Source organism: Streptomyces diversicolor (assembly GCF_057537855.1).
The window spans coordinates 1-15,851 of record NZ_BAAJXA010000041.1 but is presented as its reverse complement, the minus strand read 5'-3'; the positions used below and the strand labels follow the sequence as shown (position 1 = coordinate 15,851).

The 15,851-nt window shown below is 73.7% G+C and carries 12 protein-coding genes; 6 read left to right on the top strand and 6 right to left on the bottom strand.

The features are described 5' to 3' along the window. Nucleotides 1–72: 72 nt before the first annotated feature. Nucleotides 73–1,392, bottom strand: a complete 1,320-nt coding sequence (locus tag AC27LF_RS35635; RefSeq protein ID WP_479660474.1) for a radical SAM protein — start codon at nt 1,390–1,392, stop codon at nt 73–75. Between the two features lie 233 nt (nt 1,393–1,625). Between AC27LF_RS35635 and AC27LF_RS35630 the strand changes: the two genes are divergently transcribed. The 3 genes from AC27LF_RS35630 to AC27LF_RS35620 all read left to right on the top strand — a co-directional run bounded on the left by AC27LF_RS35630 (nt 1,626) and on the right by AC27LF_RS35620 (nt 7,305). Continuing rightward, the gene (locus tag AC27LF_RS35630; protein ID WP_479660475.1) at nt 1,626–2,870 is read left to right on the top strand and encodes an FAD-binding protein; all 1,245 of its coding nucleotides are present in this window, start codon (nt 1,626–1,628) and stop codon (nt 2,868–2,870) included. A 258-nt stretch (nt 2,871–3,128) separates the two neighbouring features. Then, complete coding sequence (locus AC27LF_RS35625; protein ID WP_479660476.1) at nt 3,129–4,367, top strand: ROK family transcriptional regulator; 1,239 nt, start codon at nt 3,129–3,131, stop codon at nt 4,365–4,367. An 82-nt stretch (nt 4,368–4,449) separates the two neighbouring features. Then, nucleotides 4,450–7,305 carry a glycoside hydrolase family 2 TIM barrel-domain containing protein gene (locus AC27LF_RS35620; protein ID WP_479660477.1) on the top strand — a complete coding sequence of 952 codons (2,856 nt, stop codon included), beginning with the start codon at nt 4,450–4,452 and terminating at the stop codon, nt 7,303–7,305. Between the two features lie 138 nt (nt 7,306–7,443). Here AC27LF_RS35620 and AC27LF_RS35615 read toward each other — a convergent pair whose 3' ends face one another. Beyond that, on the bottom strand, nt 7,444–8,298 hold the full coding sequence (locus AC27LF_RS35615) for an isocitrate lyase/PEP mutase family protein (RefSeq protein ID WP_479660478.1): 855 nt from the start codon (nt 8,296–8,298) through the stop codon (nt 7,444–7,446). 155 nt (nt 8,299–8,453) lie between these two features. Further along, nucleotides 8,454–9,422, bottom strand: coding sequence for an AraC family transcriptional regulator (locus tag AC27LF_RS35610; RefSeq protein WP_479660479.1), 969 nt, complete (start codon nt 9,420–9,422; stop codon nt 8,454–8,456). Nucleotides 9,423–9,504: 82 nt separating this feature from the next. Between AC27LF_RS35610 and AC27LF_RS35605 the strand changes: the two genes are divergently transcribed. The 3 genes from AC27LF_RS35605 (at nt 9,505) to mmuM (ending at nt 12,003) form a co-directional block, all read left to right on the top strand. Continuing rightward, nucleotides 9,505–10,338 carry an NAD(P)H-binding protein gene (locus AC27LF_RS35605; protein WP_479660480.1) on the top strand — a complete coding sequence of 278 codons (834 nt, stop codon included), beginning with the start codon at nt 9,505–9,507 and terminating at the stop codon, nt 10,336–10,338. 43 nt (nt 10,339–10,381) lie between these two features. Further along, on the top strand, nt 10,382–10,810 hold the full coding sequence (locus AC27LF_RS35600) for a pyridoxamine 5'-phosphate oxidase family protein (protein ID WP_479660481.1): 429 nt from the start codon (nt 10,382–10,384) through the stop codon (nt 10,808–10,810). A gap of 239 nt (nt 10,811–11,049) precedes the next feature. Further along, nucleotides 11,050–12,003, top strand: a complete 954-nt coding sequence (gene mmuM, locus AC27LF_RS35595) for a homocysteine S-methyltransferase (protein ID WP_479660482.1) — start codon at nt 11,050–11,052, stop codon at nt 12,001–12,003. A 347-nt stretch (nt 12,004–12,350) separates the two neighbouring features. Here mmuM and AC27LF_RS35590 read toward each other — a convergent pair whose 3' ends face one another. From AC27LF_RS35590 to AC27LF_RS35580, 3 genes are all read right to left on the bottom strand, one after another. Then, entirely contained in the window at nt 12,351–13,919 is a 1,569-nt protein-coding gene (locus AC27LF_RS35590; protein WP_479660483.1) for a carboxylesterase/lipase family protein, read from the bottom strand. A 388-nt stretch (nt 13,920–14,307) separates the two neighbouring features. Continuing rightward, the gene (locus AC27LF_RS35585) at nt 14,308–14,565 is read right to left on the bottom strand and encodes a hypothetical protein (RefSeq protein WP_479660484.1); all 258 of its coding nucleotides are present in this window, start codon (nt 14,563–14,565) and stop codon (nt 14,308–14,310) included. After that, a complete protein-coding gene (locus tag AC27LF_RS35580; protein WP_479660485.1) occupies nt 14,562–15,425 on the bottom strand; it encodes an isocitrate lyase/PEP mutase family protein in 864 nt (287 codons plus the stop codon). The genes AC27LF_RS35585 and AC27LF_RS35580 overlap by 4 nt, the downstream gene beginning before the upstream one ends. Nucleotides 15,426–15,851: the final 426 nt, after the last annotated feature.

The following is a 15,851-nucleotide window of genomic DNA, read 5'->3' as shown; positions in this document are numbered from 1 at the left end:
TTCGACTCACCGTGGCACGCCGCCGGTCCCGCGGACCACGAGCGGCTGGGCTGCGCCGGGCGGGCGGCACGGTCAGAGCCCGGCCGGCTCCTGCGCGGGGAGGCTGTCCATGAACGAACTGACGGAGAAGACGGCACGGCCGGGCCCGGGCGGGCCGTAGCCGGGCGGGGAGGACAGGCCGAAGTCGTCCATGGTGGCGCGGTACGCCTCAAGGAGCCGGATGTGGTACTCCAGCGGCGCCCCCTGCGGGTTGGCCTTGCCGAGCGGGGTGGTGGGCTCCGGGCACCAGGTGGTGAAGCGGGGCGTGATCCCGTGCGACATGAAGAAGCGCAGGCCCTCGGTGGTGGACGCGATGGCCTCGTCGACGCCGGTGAAGCCGAACGGCTCGGCCATCTCGACGCCCGCCACGAAGTTCGGGATGACGTTGCGCGCGCCGAACACCTCCGCCGAGTCGAGGATGCGCCGGTGCCACTCGTCGCGGCCGACATAGCGCTCCTTGCCCGGGCAGTACAGCTCGAACAGCCTGCGGTCCCACACCTCGAAGTTGGGGTGGTAGATCTGCACGCCGTAGTCCTTGAAGCGCTGTACGTCGTCCTTGGGCAGTGCCTGCGCGACGACCTTGCCGATCCAGCGGCCCGGGAAGCGTTCCTCGATGGCCTTGGCGTAGTGGCCGTAGAAGTCGGCCTCGTCGCGCCCGGCGACCGTCTTGGTGATGGCGCCGCCGGTGAGCGTGTAGGCGGTGGACGCCTTCTGGGTGTCGTACCGGTCGATGATCTCCAGCGCCTCCAGGACCTCCTCGACGTCCTTCACGCCGGTGTAGGGCCGCCCGGCCGCCTTGTGCTGGCGCCAGTTGTGGTTGATGTCGCAGTACTGGCACTCCTCCTTCGCGCCGAAGTACTGGCAGACCCGGAAGACGGTCAGATAGATCAGGTAGCCCCACTGGATGGTGGGGGCCACCTCCATCACGGACTTCCCGTTGGACAGGGTGTGCCGGTAGTACTCGGGCATCGGCGGCACGCCGACGTCGGCGATCCGCTTGCCGTCGAGGTAGAGGCCGAGCAGCCCCCCGTCGTCGGCGGCGACCCGGTACGGCGAGGACGGGTTCACCCGTACGGAGACCACGGTCCTGCGCAGGTCGTAGGGGCCGCCGGTGAGGATGATCTCCTCCGGTGGGCGGCGCAGCGCGGCCTCGCCCAGCTCCGGCAGGGTGCCGTGGTCGAAGGAGAAGATGAAGTACGACTTCGGCTTGACCTCTCCGTCCTCGTTGTCGGACAGGGCGGACGCGTCGAAGGCGACACCGCCCCGGAGCAGGTCCTCCTTGATGACGGCTTCCCGCGGTACGTGCGGGAACCGCTCCATCAGATCCTCGACCAGCGCGGTGCGGCTGCCCATCCCGTCTCTCCTCCCGGCTCAGGCGTTCGACTCCTCACGGTATGCCCCCGCCCGCACGCCCCATGTGCCGGGTCCCCCGGCGCGCCGCGCTCGTCTCGCGCGGCGGGGCGGGGCCGGCGCCGTCGCGGGGCCGGGCGGCCGGGTAGGTGGCGTCGTGGGGCGGGTGGGGCCGGGGCTGGGGTGGGGGGATGAGAAGGTCGGGGGAGGAGTCGTTGTCGGGAGGGGTGGCGGGGATGTCGCAGAGAGTTACGAACTGGGCGGGCAACGTCAGCTATACGGCCAAGGAGTACCACCGCCCGCGGTCGCTGGACGCGCTGCGGTCGCTGGTGGCCGCGAGCGCGCGGCTGCGGGTGCTGGGCAGCGGCCATTCGTTCAACGGGATCGCCGACCCGGGCCCCGACGGCGTCCTGCTGTCGATCGCGGAGCTGCCGCGGCTGCTGGACGTGGACACCGCGGCCCGCACGGTACGGGTCTCGGGCGGCGTCCGCTACGCGGAACTGGCCCGCACGGTGCACGCGCACGGTCTGGCGCTGCCCAACATGGCCTCCCTGCCGCACATCTCGGTGGCCGGTTCGGTGGCCACCGGCACCCATGGCTCCGGGATCGGCAACGGCTCGCTGGCCGCGCCGGTGCGGGAGGTGGACCTGGTGACGGCGGACGGCTCGACGGTGACCCTCGCCCGCGGCGATGCCCGCTTCGACGGCGCGGTGACCTCCCTCGGCGCGCTCGGCGTGGTCACCGCGCTCACCCTCGACCTGGAGCCCGACTACCGTGTCGAGCAGCATGTGTTCACCGAACTTCCCCTGACCGGCCTGGACTTCGAGACGGTCGCGGCTTCGGCGTACAGCGTGAGCCTGTTCACCGATTGGCGGCGGCCGGGCTTCAGACAGGTGTGGCTCAAGCGGCGCACCGACCAGGCGCCGCCCCGCTTCCCCTGGGCGACGCCCGCGACCGAGGCCCTGCACCCGGTGCCGGGCATGCCCGCGGTCAACTGCACCCCGCAGTTCGGGGTGCCCGGGCCATGGCACGAGCGACTGCCGCATTTCAAGGCGGAGTTCACCCCGAGCAGCGGCGACGAGTTGCAGTCGGAGTACCTGCTGCCGCGCACGGCCGCACTGGACGCGCTGCACGCGGTGGACGCGATCCGCGCCACGGTCGCCTCCGTCCTGCAGACCTGCGAGGTACGGACCGTCGCCGCCGATCCCCAGTGGCTCAGCCCCGCCCACGGCCGGGACTCGGTCGCGCTGCACTTCACCTGGGTGGACGACATGGCGGCGGTGCTGCCGGTGGTGCGCCGGCTGGAGCAGGCGCTGGACCCCTTCGCGCCACGCCCGCACTGGGGCAAGGTGTTCACCGTGCCGGCGTCCGTGCTGCACGACCGGTACCCGTGCCTCGACGACTTCCTCGCGCTCGCCAAGTCCCTTGATCCGACGGGCAAGTTCGCCAACGCCTTCGTCCGCGAGTCGCTGGGCGCCTGACTTCGTACGGTCCCCTGGCTGTCGACTTCGTACAGTCCCCCGGCTCTCGACTTCGTACAGTCCCCCGGCTCTCGACTTCGCACGGCCGTCCGACTTCGTACGGCCCCTTTCCTAAGTCCTTGCCGAATCCCTTGTCCGGCACCCGCACAGCCCCTAGCCTGTGCGCCGCGCCGGTGCCGTCGTCGCCCCGGCCCGAGGGGACAAGGGGGCAAGGGCACAAGGGGACAAGGGCACAAGGGGACGAGAGGGGGCAGCCGGGTGAAGCGCACGTCACGTGACATCCGCACCGCGAACCGCTACGAGGTGCTGCGCCGGATCATCGCCGAGTCGCCCACGTCCCGGCAGGAGCTGGCCGCCGCCACGGGCCTGAGCCTGGCCACGGTCGCCACCCTCGTCGGCGAACTGCTCGACCTCCGCATGATCACCGAGGTCGGCTTTCAGGAGTCGGCGGGCGGCCGTCCGCGGGGCCTCGTCGCCGTCAACGCCTCAGGGGGCGCCCTGATCGGCGTCGACATCGCGGAGACGTACGTCCATGCCGAACTGTTCGACCTCGCGCTCGGCGTGCTCGCGCGCGCCGACGAGGACATGCGTCCCACGGAGAGCCGCCCGGAGCAGGTGGTCGCGCACGTCGCCGCCGCCGTCGGTGCGGTGCTCGCGCGGGCCGGGGTCGAGGCGGACCGGGTCCTCGGCGTGGGCGTGAGCGTCCCGGGCCAGGTGGACCGGGACACCGGCATCGTCGAGTACGCACCCAACTTGGGCTGGCACGACGTGCCGCTGCGCGCTCTGCTCGCCGGGCACATCGACCGCCCGCTGTACCTGGACAACCCGCTGCGCGCCTGTACGGTGGCCGAGCTGTGGTTCGGGGCGGCGCGCGGCCGGCAGGACTGCGTGGTGGTCAACCTCGGCACCGGGGTCGGCGCCGGTCTCGCGCTGGGCGGCGGACCGCACCGGGGGGCCAGCAACAGCGCCGGCGAGTGGGGCCACACCACGCTGGTCCTGGACGGGCGGCCGTGCCACTGCGGCAACCACGGCTGTGTGGAGACGTACGTCGGCGCACCCGGCATCATGCGGAATCTGCGGGAGCTGAGCCCGCGTTCGGCGTTGCTGCACCCCGAGGACCAGACGGCCACCATCGACGCTCTGGCCTGCGCGGTGGCCGCCGGCGATCCGGTGGCGACCGCGGTCGTCCGGGACACCGCCCGCTATCTGGGCGCGGGCATCGCCGATCTGATCAACCTGCTCAATCCGGAAGTGGTCGTGCTGAGCAGTTGGGTCGCCGCCCGGCTCGGCGAGCGGCTGCTCGGCGAGGTGCGCGAGGCCGTGGCCCGGCACGCGCTGCGCCGTCCGCTGGCCGCGACGGAGATCGTCCTGTCCCCGATATCCACCGACCCGGTCTCACTGGGCGCGGCGACCTTCGCCCTGGAGGGCGCCCTCCGGCCGTCCGGCTGGCACCACCGGGCGGCCGGGCACCCGCGCACCGGATCCGCCAGACGCTGACCACCGGTGCCGAAAACACCGGAGCCGAACCGCAAGGGCCGAACGCCGAGAGCCGAACGCCGAGGGTCGAACAAGGAGACCGATGTCTTTCCGTACCGCCGACTACGTCGAGGACGTCTCGCCCGGCTCGGGGACCCTGCCGCCCCGGGCCTGGTACGCCTCCTCCGACGCCGCTTCCCTTTCCCTGAACGGCGGCTGGCGCTTCCGTCTGTCGCCGACCGCCGACGCCGAGGACACCGCGTTCGCCGAGCCCGGCTACGACTGCGACGCCTGGGCGGAGGTCTCGGTGCCCGGCCACTGGGTCCTCCAGGGCCATGGCGCCCCGATCTACACCAACCACCGCTACCCGTTCCCGGTGGACCCGCCGCATGTGCCCACCGAGAACCCGACCGGCGACCACCTGCGCGTCTTCGACCTGCCCGAGGACTGGCCCGACCTCGCCGGCGGCGGCTGCGTGCTGCGGTTCGACGGCGTGGAGTCCTGCGCCCGCGTCTGGCTGAACGGCACGGACCTCGGCGAGTTCAAGGGCTCCCGGCTGCCGCACGAGTTCGCCGTCGGGCATCTGCTGCGGCCCCGCGGCAACGTACTGGCGGTCCGCGTCCACCAGTGGTCGGCCGGCTCGTACCTGGAGGACCAGGACCAGTGGTGGCTGCCGGGCATCTTCCGTGACGTCACCCTGCTGCACCGGCCGGCGGGCGCCGTCCTCGACTTCTTCGTGCACGCCTCCTACGACCACACCACCGGCGCGGGCACACTGCGTGTCGACTCGGACGTGGCCGGCCGGGTCACCGTGCCGGACCTCGGTGTCGACGTCGCGACCGGCGAGCCGGTGACGGTACCGGTGCGGCCGTGGACGGCGGAGACACCCACGCTGTACGACGGGGTGCTGACCACCGAGGGCGAGCGGGTGCCGCTGCGCATCGGCTTCCGCACGGTGCGACTGGCCGACGGGCTGATCGAGGTGAACGGCACGCCGATCCTGTTCAAGGGCGTCAACCGGCACGAGTGGCATCCGCGCCGGGGCCGCGCCCTGGACCCGGAGACCATGCGCGAGGACGTGCTGCTGATGAAGCGGCACAACATCAACGCCGTACGCACCTCGCACTATCCGCCGCACCCCGCGTTCCTGTCGCTCTGCGACGAGCTGGGCCTGTGGGTGATCGACGAGTGCGACCTGGAGACCCACGGCTTCACCGAGCAGGGCTGGCGGGACAACCCCGTGGACGACGACCGCTGGACCCCGGCGCTGCTGGACCGCGCCGCCCGGATGGTCGAACGCGACAAGAACCACCCGTCGGTGGTGATCTGGTCCCTCGGCAACGAGGCCGGCACCGGCCGCGGCCTGACCGCGATGGCCGAGTGGATCCGCGGCCGGGACTCCTCGCGGCTCGTGCACTACGAGGGCGACATCACCTGCCGTGACACGGACGTGTACTCCCGCATGTACGCCGCGCACGCCGAGGTGGAGCGGATCGGCCGGGGCCTGGACGGCGGCACCGGGCGGCGCCGCCGGCTCCCCTTCATCCAGTGCGAGTACGCGCACGCCATGGGCAACGGCCCCGGCGGCCTCGCCGACTACCAGCGGCTCTTCGAGTCGTACGCACGGCTCCAGGGCGGCTTCGTCTGGGAGTGGATCGACCACGGCATCGAGGACGAGCGCCACGGCTACGCGTACGGCGGCGACTTCGGCGAGGAACTGCACGACGGCAACTTCGTCTGCGACGGGCTGCTGTTCCCGGACCGGCGGCCCTCCCCGGGGCTGATCGAGTACAAGAAGGTGATCGAGCCGGTCGGCATCGACGGAGACGGCGCGGCCGGCACCGTGCGCATCGTCAACAAGCAGGACTTCGCCGATCTTTCCGCGTTCGCGTTCACGTGGGCCTACCAGGTGGACGGCGAGACGGTCGAGTCGGGCGCCCTGCCGGTGCCGGCCCTGGCCCCCGGCGCGTCGGCCGAGGTGAAGCTTCCGCAGCCGCCCCCGGCCGGCCCGGGCGAGACACAGGGGACGGTGCGGGCGGTGCTGGCCGCCGACACCCCGTGGGGGCCGCGCGGGCATGTGGTCGCCTGGGGCCGGTTCGCGGTCACCGCGCGCCGGGCACCGTCCGTCGCGGCGACCGCCCGGCCGGTCGCCGACGAGCGGCGGATCACGCTCGGCCCGGCCGCCTTCGACGCCCGCACCGGTGCGCTCACGGCGATCGGCGCGGTGCCGGTCACCGGTCTGCGGCTGGACGTGTGGCGGGCGACGACCGACAACGACGACGGCGCGGCCTGGCAGACCGACACCCGGTACGGGCTGCTGTGGCGCCGGCTCGGCCTGCACCGCATGCGGCACCGTGTCGACGCGGTGGATGCCGGGGGCGACGCGCTGACGGTGCGCACCCGGGTGGCGCCGGCCGGCCGCGATCTCGGCCTGGCGACGGTGTACCGCTGGACGTCGGACGGTGCCCGGCTGGGGCTGACGGTGTCGGTGAGCCCGGAGGGCGACTGGACGCTGCCGCTGCCCCGGCTCGGCATCCGCCTCGGGCTGTCCGCGGCCGACCGGGTGCGCTGGTTCGGCGGCGGTCCCGGCGAGGCGTACCCGGACACCAGGTCGGCGGCGCTGCCGGGCCGGTGGGAGTCCACGGTCGACGAACTGCAGACGCCGTATGTGCGTCCGCAGGAGAACGGCGCCCGGGCCGACGTCCGCTGGGCCGAGATCGGCGGCCTGCGCGTCGAGGGGGACCCGGAGTTCTGGTTCACCGCCCGGCGCTGGACCACCGAGCAGCTGGACGCCGCCCGGCACCTCGGCGACCTCGCGCCGGGCGACACGGTGTGGGTGAACCTCGACCACGGCCAGCACGGCATCGGCTCCCAGTCCTGCGGCCCGGGCCCGCTCCCCCAGTACCATCTGCGCCCCGAACCGGCCGAGTTCTCCTTCGTCTTCACCGAACTCGCCTGAGCGTCCCGGTCCCCGCCCGCGCTCCGGGACGCAGTGCCCGTGCACCCGGGCGGGGACGTGGCGTCGTCCCGCGAGCCGGTGGCCCGGAGCGCCGGCGGCGGCAGGGCGATCAGCGGCTCCGGTGCGGGCCGGCGGGGCTCATCCGGGTCGCCGCTCCAGCGCCTGTACGTCGTCGTAGGAGGGCGTCGTACCGCGCGGGGCGTGTCCGCCCGCGATGTCGGCCATGGCGTCCAGTGCGGCGCCCAGCGCCCTGCGGTACAGCAGCGAACCGAGGCTGATCCGGCGTACGCCGAGGTCGGTGAGGTGGGGGACGGTGGGTCCGGTGGGCGAGTAGAGGATGTTCAGGGGGACGTCGAGGTGCCGCAGCAGGGCGGCGATCTCGTCGGGGTCGCTCAGGCCGGGCACGAACACGCCGTCCGCGCCCGCCCGTTGGTAGGCGTCCAGCCGCTTTCCGGTGCCCTGCCCGTCGCCCAGCCAGTAGGTGTCGGTCCGTGCGTTGACGAAGAGGCCGGGCGCGGCGGACTTGACGGCGGTGATCTTCGCGGCGTGCCGGTCCACGGGTCCGAGCCCGTCCTCCAGGTTGATGCCGACGGCCCCGACGGCCCACAACAGCCGTGCCAGCTCGGCCACTTCGCCGAGGTCGTCGCTGAAGCCGCCCTCCGCGTCGACGGAGAGCAGGAACGGCTCGGTGCCGAGCGTCAGGGCGAGCCGGAGGGTGTGGTCGCGGGTCGCCGCCGCGCCGTCGGGCAGCCCGGCCGCCGCGGCGACACCGAGGCTCGTCGTGCCGATCGCCGGGAACCCGCGTGCGGCGAGGGCGGCGGCGGAGGCGTGATCCCAGGCGTTGGGCAGCAGCAGGGGCGCACCCGGACGACGGTGCAACTCGGCGAAGGACGGAGCCGCTGCCGACAGCGTGTCCGCTGCGGTCGCCGGTGCGGTCGCCGGTGCCGCCTCCTGTGCGGCCTTCCGTGTCGCTTTCCGTGCGATGTCGCTCATGAGACCGACGCTAGCCCCGTATCACTTCGGCACCGGCCGAACCGTCGGCCCAGGCCGCGCATGCCGGTCCGGCGTCGCGCATGCCGGTCCGGCGTCGCCGACGTCGTGGCCGGCAGCAGTCCTGGCGGCAGCGGTCCTGGCGGCGGTGGTCAGATTCAGGTGGGGTGCTCGGGGGGTGCGGAGGCGGGGGGCGCGGTGCGGCGGAACTCGCTCGGGTTGACGCCCCGGACCCGTTTGAACGCCGCGCTGAATCCGAACGGGTCGGAGTAGCCCACGGTGCGGGCGATGTCCGCGACGGTCGCGGCCTCCCGCTCGACCAGGAGGTCGGCCGCCAGCGTCATGCGCCAGCGGGTGAGATAGGTCAGCGGCGGTTCGCCGACCAGCTCGGCGAACCGCTTGGCCAGCGTCGAACGCGACACCCCGGCGCGCTCGGCCAGCGCGGTGACCGTCCAGGGAGCCGCCGGCTCGGCGTGCAGCAGACGCAGCGCGTCGCCGACCACCGGGTCCCGCTGGGCGGCCCACCAGGCCGGGGGCTCGCCGCCGGGCCGGTCGAACCACTCCCGCAGCGTGCAGACCAGCATCCAGTCCAGCAGCCGGTCGAGTACGACCTGCTGGCCCGGTGTGTCGACGGCGACCTCGGCGGCGACATGGTCCAGCACCGGGTCGGCCGTGCCCCCGGCGTCCACGCGCAGCACGACGGGCAGCGCGTCCAGCAGCCGGCGGCTGATCTCGCCGCGCACCGGATAGGCGCCGACGATCAGGGTCGTCGCACCGGGACCGGCACCGGTGTCTCCGCCGGGGTCGTGCCAGCCGAGCCGGTGCCGGGTCCCGCCCTGCTCGGGCGTCGCGCAGTGCTCGCCGCACGCGACCGGTTCGGCCCGGGTGCCGACCTCGTCGGCGAAGGTGAACGTCGTGGGGCCGCGGACGACGATCGTCTCGCGGGCACGCAGCGGCTCGGGCGGGCCGTGCTCCGGCACGATCCAGCCCGCCCCGGTGAGCACGGTGCACAGGGTCAGCGGCGCGCCGTCCACGAAGTGCAGTGCCCAGGGCGGGGACAGGGTCGAGCTGCCGAACAACGAGCCGTGGGCGCGCACCCCACGGATCAGATCACTGAACACATCCACCTCAGCGAGGTTAGACGCATACACAGGTGATCCGGCTTCTTACCTATGGGATCGTCCGAGTCGGCCGGGTTGAATCGGCGTCATGAGCAACGACACCACTCTCGTCCTCGGCGCGACGGGCAAGACCGGCCGGCGGCTCGCCGCCCGGTTGCGGCTGCGCGGCACGCCGGTGCGTACCGCCTCACGGTCGAGCCCGACCCGGTTCGACTGGTCCGAACCCGGCGGCTGGGACGCGGCCCTGCGGGGTGTCGCCGCCGTCTATGTGGTCGCCCCGAGCGTGCCGGGCCCGGTGCACGAGTTCGTGGCCCGGGCCGAGGCCGCCGGAGTGCGGCGGCTGGTGCTGCTCTCCGGGCGCGGCGCCGACACCTGGGGCGACTCCTCGTTCGGCCTCGACATGCGGTCGGCCGAGGACGCCGTACGCGGCTCGGCGCTTCAGTGGACCGTGCTGCGGTCCTCGAACTTCGCCCAGAACTTCGACGAGGACGTCTTCCACGCCCCGCTGGTCGCGGGGGAACTGGCGCTGCCGGCCGGCGTGGTTCCCGAGCCGTTCATCGACGTCGAGGACGTCGCCGACGCCGCGGCCGCGGTGCTGACCGGGGGCGATCGGCACGCCGGACGCGTCTACGAGCTGACCGGGCCGCGTGCGCTCACCTTCGCTGAGGCCGTCGAGCTGATCTCCCGGGCGTCCGGGCGGCCCCTCGCCTACCGGCGGATCTCCCCCGCCGAGTACGCGGCGACGCTGGTCGAGGAGGGGGTGAGTGAGGAGGACGCCCATCATGTCGCCGAGATGTTCGTGCTGATGGAACGCGGGCTGCTGGCCGCTACGACGGACGACCTCGCCGCCGTGCTGGGGCGGGCACCCCGGACCTTCGAGGACTACGTCGTGCGGGCCGCCGCGGCGGGAGCCTGGCGATGACGACCGCCCCGGAACCCTTTGCCTCACCTTCGGAAGGACTGTGATGAGCACCGACGCCGGTTCGCTGACCCCCGAGGACCTCGAATTCCTGCGACGCCCGCTGCACGGCTTCCTGTCCGTGGCCGCGGGGCCGCTTCCGCCACAGCCTCGCCCGGTGTGGTTCGAGGCCACGGCCGACGGCACGATCCAGCTGTTCACGGCCCCGGACTCGGTCAAAGTGCGGCGACTGCGCCGCGACGCCCGCGCCTCGCTCGTCGTCGCCGCCCCCGTGGGCGAACGCGAGCGCTGGCTGTCGGTCGCGGGCCGCACCACGGTGGACAGCGACGGGGCCCACGATCTGTGCGCCCGCCTGGCCGCCCGCTACTGGGACCTCACCGATCCGGCGCGCGCCGCCGACCTCGCCGCGATCCTGGCCACGGACCAGGTACGCCTCACCATCCACCCGGAAACCGTGAGCCGCTACGTGTACTGAACCGGTGCCGCTTCCCGGCCGGAACCGGGGCCACCGGGCCGGGGCGCCCCGGGGCTTCATCCCGACCGCGGCGTCCTGGGGCACCGGACTCCGTGCCGGGAGCGTCGCAGACGAGTCCGGCGAAGACCGTCGCGCCGTGCACGAGATCGCGCCGCCGGCATGCGCCCGGCGGGGCGCCCCCGGTGGGGCCCCGGGACTCCGCTGCCGGGCTGGGTGCGGCATCGGTTAGCGTCGGGGGCATGAGCAGCGACAGCGCACCCCCGCTCGGCGAGGCGTTGCGCGCCGGAGCGGTCGTGCTCGACGGCGGCCTGTCCAACCAGTTGGAGTCCGCGGGGCACGACCTGGGGGACGCCCTGTGGTCGGCGCGGCTGCTGGCCGAGCGGCCCGAGGCGGTCACCGAGGCGCACCTCGCCTACTTCAGGGCGGGCGCGGACGTGGCGATCACCGCCTCCTACCAGGCCACCTTCGAGGGCTTCGCGCGGCGTGGGACCGGCCGGACGGAGGCGGCCCGGCTGCTCGCGCTCAGCGTGGAGCTGGCCCGGGACGCCGCGCGGCGCGCACGCGCCGAGGGGATCACGCGTCCGCTGTGGGTGGCCGCGTCGGCGGGGCCGTACGGCGCGATGCTCGCGGACGGCTCCGAGTACCGGGGCCGGTACGGGCTGAGCGTGGCGGAGCTGGAGCGCTTCCACCGGGCGCGTCTGGAGGTGCTGGCGGGTGCCGCCCCGGACGTGCTGGCCCTGGAGACCGTTCCGGACGCCGATGAGGCGACCGCACTGCTGCGGGCGGTGCGCGGGCTCGGCGTGCCCGCCTGGTTGTCGTACACCGTCGACGGGGACCGCACCCGGGCCGGGCAGCCGTTGGCGGAGGCGTTCGCCCCGGCAGCGGACGCCGACGAGGTGATCGCGGTCGGCGTGAACTGCTGCGCCCCGCAGGACGTCGGCCGGGCGGTCCGGATCGCCGCGCGGGTCACCGGCAAGCCGGTCGTCGCCTACCCCAACAGCGGCGAGTCCTGGAACGCCACGGCCCACGCCTGGGACGGCCACGCCGACTTCCGCACCGCCCAGGTCGATGAGTGGCGAACGGCGGGCGCCCGCCTGATCGGCGGCTGCTGCCGAGTGGGCCCACAAACCATCACATCGATAGCCCGCACACTGAAATCCAGGCACAACCGCACCGACCAGGCCGAGGAATAGCGGGCGACAGGCGCCCGCCTGATCGGCGGCTGCCGCCGAGTGGGATCGCAAACAACTACATCGATCGCCCGCACACTCACACCGGCCTGGGCACCCCGCACACACCCCGCCCACCGCCGCGCTCAGGCGCAACCACGCACACTCCACCCGCCGTCGGACTCCGGCTCCCCCGGTCTCCGCACACCCTCGCGCACCCCTCCGCCGTGGAACTCGGGCGCAACCCGCGTACGCTGCGCCCCGTCAGTCCCGGCGCGACCACGTACCCCGTCCGCGGCGGACCCAGCGCAACCGCGTACGCCAACACCCCGCCGCTCTCGGCACGATCCGCACCCCCGCCGTCGTCGGCGTCAGCGCGAGCGTGCCCGCATGGTGCGGCGCAGGCGACGTACCGCGGAGGCCACTTCCGTGCCGCGCGCGGGCGGCGCACCGCCGACGGGGGCGGACGCACGGGCGTCACCGGCCGTCCACAGGGCGAGTTCACGGTCACGGGGACCGTAGGCGGTATACGGATCGCCGTCCCCGAAGACCCGCACCGGATGACGGTCGTCCCAGGCCGGCCACCCGGGGTCACCGCCGGAGGCGAACCGCACCCAGGCTCCGTGCATCGCGTCGCACAGTTCCCGCGGGCCGCCCTCGCCCGCCAGCTTCCGTGACTCGGGGATGTCCCCGGTGTCGAACACGAAGCCCAGTTCGAGGGCGTGGCAGGCGCCGAGGCCGGGCAGGTTGGAGGGCCAGGCGAACTCGTAGACGTGGCTGGCGCCGGGGCGGGAGCCGGCCAGCCGGTGCAGTGGGCGGCGCAGCAGGTGGTCGGTGACCAACTGGCCGACGATCTCGGCGGTGCGGGCCTCGGGGTGCAGGGCGCGGTAGCCGCGCGGCACCTCGTGGCCGCAGTGGCAGCGGGCCATCGCGCCGGCCACCGCGACCGGTCCGAGCCGGTCCACGTGGTCCATCAGCCCGCCGGGTACCAGCCACAGCCGGTACTCGTCGCGGGTCCAGCCGAGCAGCAGGTCGACGTCGCGGGCGGCGTTCTTCTCGGTCAGCGCCTCCAGCGGGTCGCACGGCACGATGTCGCCGTCGACGACGATGCCGAAGGCGGGGCCGCCCAGGACGGGGCTGCTCAGCCGACCCACCTCGGCCTGGGTGCGCAGCAGGAGGTCCCGGTCGACGGCGGCGAACGCCTCGGCGGTGGCGGGGATCTTCAGCCGGGTGGCCATGCGGCGCACCATGCGCCGTACCTTGTCCCGCTCGGCGGCCTCCGGCGGCCCGCTCTGCAGGACCGCCCGGCGCACCAGACCCTGGGCCTGCGGTGCGGCGACCAGCGCGCCGATGCTGATCGCCCCCGCCGACTGTCCGGCCAGGGTGATCCGGTCCCGGTCGCCGCCGAAGGCCGCGATCGACGCGTGCACCCATTGCAGCGCGGCCAGTTGGTCGCGCAGTCCGGCGTTGGCGGGCGCGTCCGGGAACAGTCCGTACCCCTCGACGCCGAGCCGGTAGTTGAGGGAGACGAGGACGACGCCGTCACGGGCGAAGGCGTGTCCGTCGTAGACCGGCACGGCGGATGAGCCCCTGGTCAGGGCGCCGCCATGCAGCCACACCAGGACCGGGAGCCGGGCGCCGGGCCCCGGCTCGGGGGTCCATACGTTGAGGTTGAGGCAGTCGTCGCCGGGCACGTCCGGGTCGGACAGGTAGTGCGCGAACGCCTCCGAGTACGGCGGTTTCGGCGCGGTCGGCCCGAAGGCTCCCGCGTCCCGCACGCCGTCCCAGGGTGCGGGCGGCTCGGGCGGGCGGAACCGGCGGGGCCCGAAGGGCGGGGCCGCGTACGGGATGCCGCGGAACACCGCGACGCCGCGCTCGTATCTGCCGCGTACCGCCCCGTACGGCGTGCTGACCACGGGGCCCGCCTGGTCTGCCGTCATCCGCCCACCAGCTCCTCCCGCCGCGCGCTTGCACCGGTGAAGTGAGAGCACTCCGTCGTCCGCCGGTATTCCGGGGCCGTGCAGCGCCCGGAGGGCTGTTCGGCGTACGCCGGCGTGCCCTGGGACGGCGTTGTGCTGTGTTGCGGGTTTCGAAAGTCCACCCGCCCGTGATTCCGCGATGTCTCCGGTCTTCACGCCGTCCTGGGGCACATCTATCGCAGGAAGCGCTTTCTCGGTGATGCCCTGACAGGCCACGGAAGCAGCGTTGTGCGCACCTTTCGATGGCCCTCGGGCGGGCCGAAGAGGCGGGTTCGGCGATGGTCCGTGCGGCCGGGCGCCCTTGGGCGGGGGCCCTCGGGCGCCCGGCCGGCGGTTCCGGCGGGGCGGGTCAGTCGTCGTCGTCCGTGCCGCCCTCGCCCATCAGGGCCTGGATGGCGTCGACGGCGCTGCCGTCGTGATCGCTGCCCGCGGTGCCGCGGCCGGTCTGGAGGTTCGCCGTGCGGTCGACCTCCAGGATCGAGTCCGAGCGCGAGTTGTCGAGGACGGTGATCAGGCCCCCGTCCGCGACCGCGGGCGTGGCCGCGGCCCCGAGCAGCGCCGTGGCGACCGCCACCGTCGCCCGCAGCGCGGGCCGGGCACGCGTCACACGCCCACGCTCTGGGGAATCAGCCGGTCCCGGGCGATGTTCTGCTCCAGCAGCCGGGTGGACGCCTTGACGCCGATCCCGCTCGCCACGTCCACCTCGGCCAACCGGCCGTCCGCCGCCTTGAGTTCGGTGAGCGCGGCGTCCATCGCCTCATGGGCGGCGAACAGACACGGCGTGCTGTAGATCGCGACGTCCACGCCGAGGTCGGTCAGCTCGCCCAGCGACAGCCGAGGCGACTTGCCGCCCGCGATCTGGTTGAACAGCAGCGGCTTGCCGCCGACGACCTCGCGGATCCGGCGGATCCACGCCACGCTGCGCACGCCGTCGACCAGCACCACGTCGGCGTCGGTGGCGGCCAGCCGCTCGGCCCGGTGCAGGATGTCGTGCTCGTCGGTGGCGTCCGTACGGGCCACCACGACCAGGTCCCGACGGGTCGCCAGCACCTTCTCCAGCTTCTCCAGGTACTCGTCGAGCGGGAGCACCTGCTTGCCGTCGGCGTGGCCGCAGCGCCGCGGGCGCTTCTGGTCCTCCAGGATCACGCCGGAGGCGCCGATCCGCTCCAGACCCTCGACGACGTGGCAGGCGACCTCGGGGTCGACGTAGCCGTCGTCGATGTCCACCAGCAGGTGGTGGTGCGGGAACGCGCCCCGCAGCCGCTGGACGAACGCGACCATGTCGGGCCAGGCGATGAACCCGATGTCCGGCAGGCCGTAGTACGAGGCCGCGAAGCCGAAGCCGGAGACGAACATGCCGTCGTAGTGCTGGGCCGCGATCGACGCCGAGTACATGTCGTACACGCCGATCAGCGGAGTGGTCCCTGGTGCGGCGATCCGCTCGCGCAGTTTCTTCCCGTGCGTCACGGTCTGACTTCCTCCCGTAGGGGGTGGTCCTTTACCGAGACAAAAGGATGTCTATGGGTGTGCGTGACCTTCTCCGTGCGCGCGCTTTACTCACCCCATCGGCTCAAGCGGTTCACCGGAGAAACGTCACTGGCCGCCGTCGGTGCGGGCCGCCCGGCCGGTGCCGCCGCGCAGATGGCCGCGCCGGGCGGGCCGAGCGGTCGGCCCACCGGTCCGGACGCGGCGGTGGCGGCGGCCCGCGCCGGGGACGCGGCCCGGGCACCCCGCGGCCGATGAACCGCCGGTGGCCGGGCGGAGCGCTGCTCGCGCGGCGCCCGGCCGGCGGCGACACGGCACACACCCCGCCGCGCTCGTCCCGCTCCGGTCTCGGTGGGCGGGGAGGTGTCCGATTCGTTCAAGACCGGTGTCCGCGGGTCCGCCTACGGT

Coding starts and splice junctions, on each gene's coding strand:
- AC27LF_RS35635 (WP_479660474.1), bottom strand. CDS start 1,392: ATGGGCAGCCGCACCGCGCTGGTCGAGGATCTGATGGAGCGGTTCCCG.
- AC27LF_RS35615 (WP_479660478.1), bottom strand. CDS start 8,298: ATGAGCGACATCGCACGGAAAGCGACACGGAAGGCCGCACAGGAGGCG.
- AC27LF_RS35630 (WP_479660475.1), top strand. CDS start 1,626: ATGTCGCAGAGAGTTACGAACTGGGCGGGCAACGTCAGCTATACGGCC.
- AC27LF_RS35600 (WP_479660481.1), top strand. CDS start 10,382: ATGAGCACCGACGCCGGTTCGCTGACCCCCGAGGACCTCGAATTCCTG.
- AC27LF_RS35620 (WP_479660477.1), top strand. CDS start 4,450: ATGTCTTTCCGTACCGCCGACTACGTCGAGGACGTCTCGCCCGGCTCG.
- AC27LF_RS35605 (WP_479660480.1), top strand. CDS start 9,505: ATGAGCAACGACACCACTCTCGTCCTCGGCGCGACGGGCAAGACCGGC.
- AC27LF_RS35590 (WP_479660483.1), bottom strand. CDS start 13,919: ATGACGGCAGACCAGGCGGGCCCCGTGGTCAGCACGCCGTACGGGGCG.
- mmuM (WP_479660482.1), top strand. CDS start 11,050: ATGAGCAGCGACAGCGCACCCCCGCTCGGCGAGGCGTTGCGCGCCGGA.